Below are 11,662 nucleotides of genomic sequence, written 5' to 3' on the forward strand. Positions count from 1 at the left end.
GATGAAGCTTTGCCGGGCGCGTTCTTCGCCGACGAAGCGTGCCGCCAGTTGCAGCAGGTCGTCGATCTGCACTGAAAGCATCGAGCGTGCACTGGGGCGGGCACTGATTTCCTGGCCGATGAAGCGGCCCGCTTGCCAGTGTTCGGAAACCCGGGTGCGGGACAGCACCGAGACCCAGGCGAACAGCGTGAAGTTGCCTGCCAGCGACAGCACCACGCCCTGGGTCAGCGGGGTGATCGGCAGGTTAAGTGGATTGCTGTGCAGCCAGGCCAGACCCGGGAATGTGCTCAAGGACAGGCCGAGGCTGAGGGCGGCAATCGGCAGGATCAAGGTGTAGAACCACAGGAAGGTGCCCGCGGCGAGGCCGGCGAAAACGCCGCGGCGGTTGGCCTGTTTCCAGTACAGCGCACCGAGCATGGCGGGGGCCAGCTGGGTTACGGCGGCGAAGGCGATCTGGCCAATGGTCGCCAGGCTGGCGGTCGAGCCCAGCAGGCGATAACTGACGTAGGCCAGCAGCAGAATGACCACGATGCTGACGCGGCGCACCGACAGCATCCACTGGCGGAACACTTCGAACGGGCGCTCGGCATTGTTGCGACGCAGCAGCCAGGGCAACAGCATGTCGTTGGACACCATGGTCGACAGCGCCACGCTGGCCACGATCACCATGCCGGTGGCCGCCGATGCGCCACCGATAAACGCCAGCAGGGCCAGCGCCGGATGCGCCTGGGCCAGGGGCAGGCTGATGACGAACGAGTCCGGCAATACCGAGCTGGGCAGCATCATCTGGCCGGCCAGGGCGATCGGCACRACAAACAATGCTGCGAGGGCGAGGTAGGCCGGGAATACCCACTTGGCCAGGCGCAGATCCTGAGGGTCGATGTTCTCGACAACGGTCACGTGGAACTGCCGCGGCAAGCAAATGATCGCCATCATCGCCACGCCGGTCTGCACCACCATCGACGGCCAGTTGATGGTTTCCTTCCAGTACTGTTCGAGTCGCGGCGCCAACATGGCCTGGTCAAACAGGTCGTCGAAACCGTCGTACAGGCCGTAGGTCACGAAGGCGCCGACGGCGAGAAACGCAAACAGCTTGACCAGCGATTCGAAGGCAATGGCCAGCACCATGCCGCGGTGGTGCTCCGTGGCGTCGAGGTTGCGGGTACCGAAGACGATGGTGAACAGCGCCAGCACCAGCGATACGATCAGCGCAGTGTCCTGGGCGCGGGTGCCCATGGCGTCGGCACCGGCGCCGATCAGCAGGTTCACGCCGAGCACAATGCCTTTGAGCTGCAGTGCGATATAGGGCAACACGCCGACCAGGCAAATCAGCGCCACCACCACCGCCAGCGACTGGGATTTGCCATAGCGTGCGGCGATGAAGTCGGCGATCGAGGTGATGTTCTCCTGTTTGCTGATCATCACCATTTTTTGCAGGACCCAGGGCGCGCCGAGCAGCAACAGGATCGGCCCGAGGTAGATCGGCAGGAACGACCAGAGCTGTTCGGCGGCCTGGCCCACGGCGCCGAAGAAAGTCCAGCTGGTGCAATAGACCGCCAGCGACAGGCTGTACACCCAGGCCCGCACGCGCGGCGGCAAGGGCGCGCTGCGACGGTCGCCATAGAAGGCGATGGCGAACATGATGGCCATATAGGCCAGGGCGACGACGGCAATCAGYCCGGTGGACAGCGACATGGGGACTCCAGACAAAAGACTCCCGGGCTCCCGCCCGGACAGACAGTCTCGCACGACCGCCAGCGTTAGTCAGTGTCGACCAAGGTCGTGGCGTGGCGGGGTGTCGCAGGGGAGTTTGCAGTGTCTGGACCGGCCTCATCGTCGGAACGCCGCCCGGACCAAGCTCGCTCCCACATTTGCCCTGTGTTCGCGGACCCTTGTGGGAGCGAGCTTGCTCGCGATGGGGGCTTCACTGATTCAATGCAACCTCTATCAATCGATGCAACTCTTCAACCTCCAGCGGCGCCTCGGCAAACAGAATGCGAAACACCGTCGGCGCGGCGATCAGATTGATCAGCCGATCGACACTGGGCTTGGGCTCATCCGGATAGCGATCCAGAATCGTCTGCAGCTGCCCGCCAATGATCGTCGCGCAATAACTCGGCTTCAGCGCCGCCTGCACGTCGCACAGCATGTTGCGGCCGGGCTCGGAGCTCATCTCGTCCAGGTACTGTTCCGCCCAGGCCCGCACGTCACCGTGAAGGCTGCCGGTGTTGGCCGGCTCGTTGTCGGGTTGCATGCGGGCGAGGGCGACGTCGGCCAGCAGCGCCGACACATCGCCCCAGCGTCGATAGATGGTGGACGGCGTGACACCCGCACGCGCCGCAATTTGCGGCACCGTCACGCTGGCGCGGTCCTGCTCCTCGAGGAGTTGACGCACGGCCGAATGAATCGACTCTTGTACCCGGGCGCTGCGGCCGCCGGGGCGTAATGTGGGAGCTGTCATCTTGTGTTTCCTGTATCGCACCGGATCTTGCGGTTGGCACCCGGTCCTGAAAGCCATGCATCGGACCTTAACACAAAGAATTTGCTTTAAGAGGGATCCAGTAGCACACTCCGCAAAAGCAAAAAATTAGCTTTTGCGGAGTGTGTCCATGCCCGGTTCTCATTCAAATCGTGCCAGCCTGTGGTTTCTGGCTGTTACCTTGCTCAGTTTCCTGGCGGCTTCCACTGCGCCGACGCCGCTGTATCACCTGTATCAGGAGCAGATGCGGTTTTCGGCCGCGATGCTGACCCTGATTTTTGCCGTCTACGCCCTCAGCCTGTTGGCGGCGTTGCTGACGGTCGGCTCGCTGTCGGATTACCTGGGGCGCAAACCGGTGATTTTTACGGCGGTGGCGCTGAACATCCTGGCGATGTTGCTGTTTATCTACGCCGACAGCGTTGCGTGGCTGATCAGTGCCCGGGTCCTGCAAGGGTTTGCCACCGGCATGGCGACTGCCGTGTTGAGTGCAACGCTGCTGGACACCGATCGCCAGCAAGGGCCGCTGGTCAATAGCGTCGCACCCTTGCTCGGCATGGCTCTGGGTGGAATGGGCTGCGGTTTGCTGGCCGAGTTTGCGCCGGCGCCGTTGCACCTGACCTATTGGCTGCTACTTGCTCTGTTCGCGATGCAGGCTGTAGTTGTCTGGCGTTTGCCGGAGAGCGTCACGCGCCAGTCCGGGGCTTGGGCATCATTGCGACCCACCCTGCATGTGCCGGTCCAGGCGCGCGCGACGTTATGGCGGGTGTTGCCGCTCAACACGGCGACCTGGGCGCTGGGCGGTTTTTACGCGTCGCTGGCACCTTCACTGGTGCGCACGGCGACCGGTTCAACGTCGAATMTGATTGGCGGGGCGACCGTCGCCGCATTGACGGTAACGGGCGCGTTGATGATTTTTACCCTGCGCAACCGACCTGCCACCCTGGCGCTGCAGTTGGGTGCCAGTTTGCTGCCGACGGGCCTTGTCCTGGTTTTACTGGGTGTGCATGGTGCCAGCCTGTCGCTGTTTTTCCTTGGCACCCTCGTTGCCGGTTGTGGATTCGGTGCGGGTTTCCTGGGGGCAGTACGCAGTCTGGTGCCGCTGGCCATGCCCCATGAGCGCGCGGGTTTGATGTCGGCGTATTACGTGCTCAGTTACCTGGCGTTCTGCTTGCCGTCGTTGCTGGCCGGAATCCTGACGCGGACGTTCGGCCTGGTCACCACCACCGATGGCTATGGCGGGGTGCTGATCGTCCTGGCCCTCGGCGCGCTGGTCGGCTTGCTGCGTCAGCGTTCTGCCAACGCCTGTGCGGCTAACCCATGAAAGTGGGTTGGCCGTTGGGCCTGTTTGAGTCTATATTTGCATAATAGATAAGATATAGAGATATTACCCGTTATATAGATATTCTATTCGGATCTAACATGGGCTCTACCTCACAAGAGGACAGGAGTTCGCCATGACATGCGCCAATAGCATCAAGCCCGGAATCAAACCTTTCAGTCACTTGCAGCATCCCCGCGAGGTGGTCCGCCAGTTCACCCCCAACTGGTTCGCGGCCACCATGGGCACCGGTGTGCTGGCGTTGGCACTGGCGCAATTGCCGCTCGCCATACCTGCCTTGCACGCCTTCGCCGAAGCCCTCTGGCTGTTCAACATCGCGCTGTTTCTGCTGTTTACGGCGCTATACACGGCGCGTTGGGTGCTGTTTTTCGACGAAGCGCGGCGGATTTTCGGCCACTCCACGGTTTCGATGTTTTTCGGCACCATCCCGATGGGCCTGGCCACCATCATCAATGGCTTCCTGGTGTTTGGCCTGCCGCGCTGGGGCGACGGTGTGATTCACGTCGTCGAGGTGCTGTGGTGGCTGGATGTGGCCATGTCGCTGGCCTGCGGTGTGCTGATTCCCTACATGATGTTCACCCGTCAGGAGCACAGCATCGACCAGATGACCGCGGTCTGGCTGTTGCCGGTGGTCGCGGCAGAAGTGGCGGCCGCCAGCGGGGGCCTGTTGGCGCCGCATCTGGCCGACGCTCAATCGCAACTGGTGGTGCTGGTGACCAGCTACGTGCTCTGGGCTTTTTCCCTGCCGGTGGCCTTCAGCATCCTGACCATTCTGTTGCTGCGCATGGCTCTGCATAAACTGCCCCACGAAAACATGGCCGCCTCGAGCTGGCTGGCCCTTGGTCCGATCGGCACCGGTGCGTTGGGCATGCTGGTACTGGGCGGCGATGCACCGCTGATTTTCGCGGCCAACGGTTTGCCAGGCGTCGGTGAGACTGCTGCAGGATTGGGTCTGGTGGCCGGCATCACCCTGTGGGGCTTCGGTCTGTGGTGGATGCTGATGGCGTTGCTGATCACTGTGCGCTACCTGCGTGCCGGCATTCCTTTCAATCTCGGCTGGTGGGGCTTCACTTTCCCGTTGGGCGTCTATTCTCTGGCGACGTTGAAGCTGACCAGTACCTTGAACCTGATGTTCTTCAGTGTGTTTGGCTGTGTGCTGGTGGCATTGCTGGCGATGATGTGGCTGATCGTCGGCAAGCGCACGGTGCTGGGCGCCTGGCGCGGCGAGCTGTTTGTCTCGCCGTGCATTGCCGGATTGAAGAAATAACCGGCAAAGTTTAGGTAAGGTGTGGCCTGGATCGACTTTTGATAATCCAATAAGAATCCAGGCCACTCGTTACCTATCATCAGGGACACATGGAAGATGAGTCACCCCTCACAGTTCACCTTGCTGCGCACCCGGCGCTTCCTGCCGTTCTTCATCACCCAGTCCCTCGGGGCGTTCAATGACAACGTGTTCAAGCAGTCGTTGATCCTCGCCATTTTGTACAAGCTGACCATCGAAGGTGACCGCTCGATCTGGGTCAACCTGTGTGCGCTGCTGTTTATCCTGCCGTTTTTCCTGTTCTCGGCCCTGGCCGGGCAATTCGGGGAAAAGTTCGCCAAGGATGCGTTGATCCGCCTGATCAAGCTGGGAGAAATCGCCATCATGGCGGTCGGAGCGGTCGGCTTCCTGTTCGATCACCTGTCGTTGATGCTGGTGGCGCTGTTCGCCATGGGCACCCATTCGGCGCTGTTCGGGCCGGTGAAGTACTCGATCCTGCCGCAGGCCCTGCGGGAAGATGAACTGGTAGGCGGCAACGGCCTGGTGGAAATGGGCACATTCCTGGCGATCCTCGCCGGCACCATTGGCGCCGGGATCATGATGTCTTCGGCGCATTACGCGCCGGTGGTGTCCATGGCGATCATCGGCACTGCCGTGCTCGGTTACCTGGCCAGTCGCAGCATTCCCCGGGCGGCGGCCGCGACGCCACAAATGCGTCTGAACTGGAACATTTTCAGCCAGTCCTGGGCCACGTTGAAACTGGGCCTTGGGCAAACGCCGGCGGTATCACGCTCGATTGTCGGCAACTCGTGGTTCTGGTTTGTCGGGGCGATTTATCTGACGCAGATCCCGGCCTATGCCAAGGAATGGATGCACGGCGACGAAACCGTGGTGACGCTGATTCTGACGGTGTTCTCGATCGGCATCGCGTTGGGGTCGATGCTGTGTGAGAAATTGTCCGGGCGTAAAGTCGAAATTGGGCTGGTGCCGTTCGGATCGTTCGGCCTGACTGTTTTCGGCCTGCTGTTGTGGTGGCATTCCGGCTCAATACCGGACAGCGCCGCCGGCCATGGCTGGATCGAGGTCCTTGGTTTCGGCCACGCCTGGCTGGTGTTGCTCGACATCCTCGGCCTGGGCGTTTTCGGTGGTTTCTACATCGTGCCGCTTTACGCACTGATCCAGTCACGTACGGCGGAAAACGAACGGGCGCGGGTGATTGCCGCCAACAACATCCTCAATGCGTTGTTCATGGTGGTGTCGGCGATTGTCTCGATCGTCTTGCTGAGTGTGGCCAAGCTGTCGATCCCGCAGCTGTTCCTGGTGGTGTCGTTGCTGAACATCGGCGTCAACGCCTACATCTTCAAGATCGTCCCCGAGTTCACCATGCGTTTCATGATCTGGCTGCTCAGCCATTCCATGTACCGCGTCGAGCACCGCAATCTGGATTTGATCCCCGATGAAGGCGCGGCGTTGCTGGTGTGCAATCACGTGTCATTCGTCGACGCCTTGCTGATTGGCGGCGCGGTACGCCGGCCGATTCGCTTTGTGATGTATTACAAGATCTACAACCTGCCGGTGCTGAACTTCATCTTCCGTACCGCGGGGACGATTCCTATCGCGGGGCGTCAGGAAGACATCCAGATCTACGAAAAAGCCTTCACGCGCATTGCCCGGTATCTGAAGGACGGTGAGCTGGTTTGCATCTTCCCCGAGGGTAAATTGACCGCCGATGGCGAGATCAATGAGTTCAAGGGCGGGTTGACGCGAATTCTCGAGGAGACGCCGGTGCCGGTGATTCCGCTGGCCTTGCAGGGGTTGTGGGGGAGTTTCTTCAGCCGCGATCCGGGCAAGGGACTGTTTCATCGCCTGTGGTCGCGGGTGACGTTGGTGGCAGGGTCGGCGGTGGCGGTTGAGGCAGCGGAGCCGGTGGAATTGCAGCGATTGGTGGGGGAACTGCGTGGGGCCGTTAAATAGTTGTAGTCATTGAAGGCCTCTTCGCGGGCAAGCCCGCTCCTACAGGGATCGCGGGAGTGGTGAAAATCTCCGACACACCATAAAACCTTGTAGGAGTGAGCCTGCTCGCGATTGGCGGTAGTCGCTTAAGCGCTAACCTTGAGCCCAACCAACCCGGAAATGATCAACGCCACACTCGCCAACCGCACCAGCGCCATGGATTCGCCAAACAGAATGATCCCGGCGATCACCGTGCCAACGGCGCCGACCCCGGTCCAGATCGCATAGGCCGTACCCAGCGGCAATTCCTTCATTGCAAGGCCGAGCAAGCCAAGGCTGATAGCCATGGCCGCAACGGTCAACACAGTGGGGAGCGGGCGGGTGAAGCCGTCGGTGTACTTGAGGCCGACGGCCCAGCCGACTTCGAACAGGCCGGCGAAAAACAGAATGATCAAGGACATGAAGACCTCCATCGTCTGACGGGGTCGTCCCCTGATTAATGACTCGATCGAGCCGCGAGGTCGTCCTCGCGATGCGCAATATGGTGCCCAACATTGACCGGGTGATCAAGTTTTCGAGTCAATCACTGATCTGTTGCGCCGCCATTTCCCGATCCTGTTTCTCGCTCATGCGGCGGAAATACGTGGAGAGCAATGCCCCGGAAATGTTGTGCCAGACGCTGAACAATGCGCTGGGCACTGCCGCCAGTGGCGAGAAGTGCGCACTGGCCAGGGCCGCGCCCAATCCGGAATTCTGCATGCCGACTTCCAGGGCCAGGGACTTGCGCTGGGCCAGAGGCAGCTTGAACAGGCGCCCGGTGAAGTAACCCAGCAGGTAGCCAAAGCTGTTGTGCAGCATGACCACGGCCATGATCAACAGGCCGGACTCGGCAATCTTGGCCTGGCTGGCGGCGACGACTGCGGTGACGATGATCACGATGCTGATCACCGACACCAGCGGCAAAACGTCCACGGCGTGGCGAACCTTGTCGGCGAGCACCCGTTGGGCAACCACGCCCAGCACAATCGGCAGCAGCACCACTTGCAGGATCGACCAGAACAACTCCATGAATGACACCGGCAACCAGGCCGAGGCCAGCAGCCAGATCAGGGCTGGGGTCAGCAGCGGGGCGAGGAGGGTGGTGACGGCGGCGATGGCCACCGACAGCGCCAGGTCGCCACGGGCCAGCCAGGTCATCACGTTCGACGAGGTGCCGCTTGGGCAGCAGCCGACCAGAATCACGCCGACGGCGATTTCCGGCGGCAAGTGGAACACTTGGCAGAGCAACCACGCCACGCCGGGCATGATCACGAAATGTGCAACCACGCCCAGGGCCACGCGCCATGGATGGCGAGCGACTTCGGCGAAGTCTTCGAGTTTGAGGGTCAGGCCCATGCCGAACATCACCAGCCCCAGCAAGGGCACGATGGCGCCTTTGAGACCGAGGAACCACGCCGGTTGCAGAAACGCCACGACAGCGAAAATCAGTACCCAGTAGGCGAAGGTGTTGCCGACAAAACGACTCAATGCAGCCAGTGCGCGCATGGCCTGATCCTTATTTTAAGTGACGCTACAAAACCCCCTGTAGGAGCGAGCTTGCTCGCGATGGTGTGTCAGACAAAGAGGGGCTACTGACACTCCATCGCGAGCAAGCTCGCTCCTACATTAGAGATCACAAGGCTTTAGATCCCCTGCGGAGTCTCTTCGCCACCCAGCGCTTCAACCAGTGCTGGCAGGAAGTCGCCGAAGGTCAGCATCATCAGGGTGAAGCTGGCGTCCAGTTGGCCCAGGGCTTCGTCGCCGCCGTCCTGTTCCGCCTGGTCTTGCAGCAGGTCTTCGAATTTCAGGCGCTTGACCACCATTTTGTCGTCGAGGACGAACGACAGTTTGTCCTGCCAGGCCAGGGACAGTTGAGTGACCACTTTGCCCGTGCTCAGGTGCAGCTGGATTTCTTCGCTGGTCAGGTCCTGGCGCTTGCAACGCACAATGCCGCCGTCTTCGTGGGTGTCGCGCAGTTCGCACTCGTCCAGCACGAAGAAATCGTCCGCGGCTTTCTGGGTGGTGACCCACTCGGTCATGGTCGCGGTCGGGGACATCTTCACGGTCAGTGGACGCACCGGCAGGGTGCCGATCACTTCGCGCAGGGTCGACAGCAAGTCTTCGGCGCGTTTCGGGCTGGCCGAGTTGACCAGGATCAGGCCCTGTTTCGGAGCGATGGCGGCGAAGGTCGACGAGCGGCGGATAAAGGCGCGGGGCAGGAAGGCCTGGATGATTTCATCCTTGATCTGATCGCGCTCCTTCTTATAGACCTTGCGCATTTGCTCGGCTTCGATCTCTTCGACCTTTTCCTTGACCGCGTCACGCACGACGCTGCCCGGCAAAATACGTTCTTCCTTGCGGGCGGACACCAGCAGGAAGTCACCGCTGACGTGTACCAGTGGCGCATCTTCGCCTTTGCCGAACGGCGCGACGAAACCGTAGGTGGTCAACTCCTGGCTTGCACATGGGCGCGCCAGTTTGGTGGCCAGTGCAGTTTCCAACGCCTCGGCATCAACAGGCAGATCTTGGGTCAGGCGATAGATAAGCAGGTTTTTGAACCACATGGGGTGAGTCTCTCCTTTATACAAAGGGGGGCATTATTGTCTTCGCCGTGCCATAGGCCAACCTTTCTCTAAGCCTTTGGAAGGCCTCGGAAAATTATTTTAAAAAGTGCTTGCCAGAGGTTGGGTCGCTCCGTAGAATGCGCGCCACACCGAAGCGAAGGGTGATTAGCTCAGCTGGGAGAGCGTCTGCCTTACAAGCAGAATGTCGGCGGTTCGATCCCGTCATCACCCACCATTCGTTTTCAGTGTTACGCGCAGCGGTAGTTCAGTCGGTTAGAATACCGGCCTGTCACGCCGGGGGTCGCGGGTTCGAGTCCCGTCCGCTGCGCCATATTCGGTAACCTGGAACACTGAACGCCAGGTCACCACGGAAAAACCCGCTAACGCGGGTTTTTTTCTGTTCCAAGTTTGTATGTTGTTCCTGCAGGTTGCATCGTTTCACCGGTTTTTAGATTTTTTTGAAAAAACTTCAAATAAATCAACACTTTATAAAAACCTGTGGCATAATGTGCCCCGCAACGAAGGTAAAGGGTGATTAGCTCAGCTGGGAGAGCGTCTGCCTTACAAGCAGAATGTCGGCGGTTCGATCCCGTCATCACCCACCACTTTCAACGCTACGCGCAGCGGTAGTTCAGTCGGTTAGAATACCGGCCTGTCACGCCGGGGGTCGCGGGTTCGAGTCCCGTCCGCTGCGCCATATTCGGTAACCTGGAACGCTGAACGCCAGGTCACCACAGAAAGCCCGCCTTGTGCGGGCTTTTTGCTGTCCGGGATTTGGCTTTCCTCGCTCTCTGTAGGAGCGAGCTAGCTCGCGAAGGTCGTGAACGATAACGCGTAAATTCAGATGCCCAGCGGCGCCCATGGCTTCTTCGCGAGCAAGCTCGCTCCTACAGTCCGGCATTGCGCCTGTGGCGGTAGTCGCTGACGGCTTCATACACGGCCTTGCGCAAGCGATTGATACCGCCGATGGGGCGGTGTGCTTCCACGCCGAACCAGGGATTGAACGACTGGTTGTCGCATTGCAGGTTCAGCGCCGGTGTATCGAAGTCCTGCGCCGGCACGTTGATCCGCGCCACCGTCTCGAAGGGCGCATCGCTTTCGCGCCACTCAATGCTGGTGTCTTCAATCGGCATGTACTTGTTGGCGTCCTGTCGCTGGATTTGCAAGACGAAACACGCGGGTACCCGATCGGTTGACAGCTGTTGATTCAGCGCATTGCGCAGGAAGTTCGGAAGCTTGCGATTTTGTTCCGGCAGGCTGTAGGCCGGGCAACTGTCCGGATCGGGTGCAACCCGGAACTTCGCATTGGCTTCACCGAATTTGTAGGGTGAAACCGAAAAGTACGTCGTCCGGGTTGGGCTTGGCGGGGCAGGGGACAGCGTCGCCAGGGCGATAAACAGGTGGCGAACCTGCCAGGTGCGTGGATCCCGGCCGGGGAAGAAAGCCATCATCTTTTTACCGTCGGCCTGGGCGGCGACGTTCTGACGGTATTCGGCGACATTACTGACAAAGAAGTTCGGGTGGCTGAACATTACAAAGTCCTGTTCGCCTCGCCCCTGCTGATCGCTCAACAGTTGTTTGCCTGGAACATCGAACAGTTTGATCGCCATGCCCCGGGCATCGCGAATGCTATCGAACTGCGGGTAGGCATTGCCGTTGGACAGGCGCATCGTCGCTTGCCAGGTTTTGCCCGGCTCGCTGAACACGCCCTGGCGCAGTTCGCCTGGCAGTTCTGGCAGCACCTGAACCTCGGCCTTCACGCAGCCGTGGGCCTTGGCATGGGCGTCGCGCAGGTAGCGGGTGCTTTCGCGGTGCTGATCGACGATGCGCACGGCGGTCTGGATGATGTCCTGGGTCATCGCGGCTTCACCATCCGCAATCAGCTCTTGCACCGAGACTGGCCCGCTCTGCTGCCAGGCAAACCAGGCACTGGCCAATGCCCAGCCCAGCACACCGAGACCCAGCAGCCACAGCAACAGCTTGCCGAGAAAGGCGCCCAGTCGCAGCCAGAGTGTAATCAGCAT

General features: G+C 60.5%; 9 protein-coding genes and 4 tRNA genes. 7 read left to right on the forward strand and 6 right to left on the reverse strand.

What is annotated here, in order from left to right; genetic code table 11:
- Together AC1DVH_RS12660 and AC1DVH_RS12665 are read right to left on the reverse strand one after the other, a co-directional pair.
- Positions 1 to 1,695: sodium:solute symporter family protein (locus AC1DVH_RS12660; RefSeq protein ID WP_477754084.1), on the reverse strand; the 1,695-nt coding region annotated here is incomplete at its 3' end.
- A gap of 229 nt (positions 1,696 to 1,924) precedes the next feature.
- Complete coding sequence (locus tag AC1DVH_RS12665) at positions 1,925 to 2,461, reverse strand: TetR/AcrR family transcriptional regulator (protein ID WP_477754085.1); 537 nt, start codon at positions 2,459 to 2,461, stop codon at positions 1,925 to 1,927.
- Positions 2,462 to 2,609: 148 nt separating this feature from the next.
- Between AC1DVH_RS12665 and AC1DVH_RS12670 the strand changes: the two genes are divergently transcribed.
- From AC1DVH_RS12670 to AC1DVH_RS12680, 3 genes are all read left to right on the forward strand, one after another.
- Entirely contained in the window at positions 2,610 to 3,800 is a 1,191-nt protein-coding gene (locus tag AC1DVH_RS12670) for an MFS transporter (RefSeq protein WP_477754086.1), read from the forward strand.
- A 133-nt stretch (positions 3,801 to 3,933) separates the two neighbouring features.
- Positions 3,934 to 5,085, forward strand: coding sequence for a TDT family transporter (locus AC1DVH_RS12675; protein ID WP_477754087.1), 1,152 nt, complete (start codon positions 3,934 to 3,936; stop codon positions 5,083 to 5,085).
- Positions 5,086 to 5,181: 96 nt separating this feature from the next.
- The gene (locus AC1DVH_RS12680) at positions 5,182 to 7,056 is read left to right on the forward strand and encodes an MFS transporter (protein WP_477754088.1); all 1,875 of its coding nucleotides are present in this window, start codon (positions 5,182 to 5,184) and stop codon (positions 7,054 to 7,056) included.
- Positions 7,057 to 7,181: 125 nt separating this feature from the next.
- Here AC1DVH_RS12680 and sugE read toward each other — a convergent pair whose 3' ends face one another.
- From sugE to rdgC, 3 genes are all read right to left on the reverse strand, one after another.
- The gene (gene sugE / locus AC1DVH_RS12685) at positions 7,182 to 7,496 is read right to left on the reverse strand and encodes a quaternary ammonium compound efflux SMR transporter SugE (RefSeq protein ID WP_477754089.1); all 315 of its coding nucleotides are present in this window, start codon (positions 7,494 to 7,496) and stop codon (positions 7,182 to 7,184) included.
- A 118-nt stretch (positions 7,497 to 7,614) separates the two neighbouring features.
- Positions 7,615 to 8,580, reverse strand: a complete 966-nt coding sequence (locus tag AC1DVH_RS12690; protein WP_477754090.1) for a bile acid:sodium symporter family protein — start codon at positions 8,578 to 8,580, stop codon at positions 7,615 to 7,617.
- A gap of 137 nt (positions 8,581 to 8,717) precedes the next feature.
- Entirely contained in the window at positions 8,718 to 9,638 is a 921-nt protein-coding gene (gene rdgC, locus AC1DVH_RS12695; RefSeq protein ID WP_007969735.1) for a recombination-associated protein RdgC, read from the reverse strand.
- A gap of 159 nt (positions 9,639 to 9,797) precedes the next feature.
- On the opposite strand from rdgC, the gene AC1DVH_RS12700 reads away from it, so the two are divergent.
- From AC1DVH_RS12700 to AC1DVH_RS12715, 4 genes are all read left to right on the forward strand, one after another.
- Positions 9,798 to 9,873, forward strand: a tRNA-Val gene (locus AC1DVH_RS12700).
- 19 nt (positions 9,874 to 9,892) lie between these two features.
- A tRNA-Asp gene (locus tag AC1DVH_RS12705) sits at positions 9,893 to 9,969 on the forward strand.
- Positions 9,970 to 10,167: 198 nt separating this feature from the next.
- Positions 10,168 to 10,243 (forward strand) — tRNA-Val (locus tag AC1DVH_RS12710).
- 15 nt (positions 10,244 to 10,258) lie between these two features.
- Positions 10,259 to 10,335 (forward strand) — tRNA-Asp (locus tag AC1DVH_RS12715).
- A 190-nt stretch (positions 10,336 to 10,525) separates the two neighbouring features.
- Here AC1DVH_RS12715 and AC1DVH_RS12720 read toward each other — a convergent pair.
- A complete protein-coding gene (locus AC1DVH_RS12720) occupies positions 10,526 to 11,662 on the reverse strand; it encodes a catalase family protein (RefSeq protein WP_477754091.1) in 1,137 nt (378 codons plus the stop codon).

Source organism: Pseudomonas sp. P4_C3, assembly GCF_056402075.1.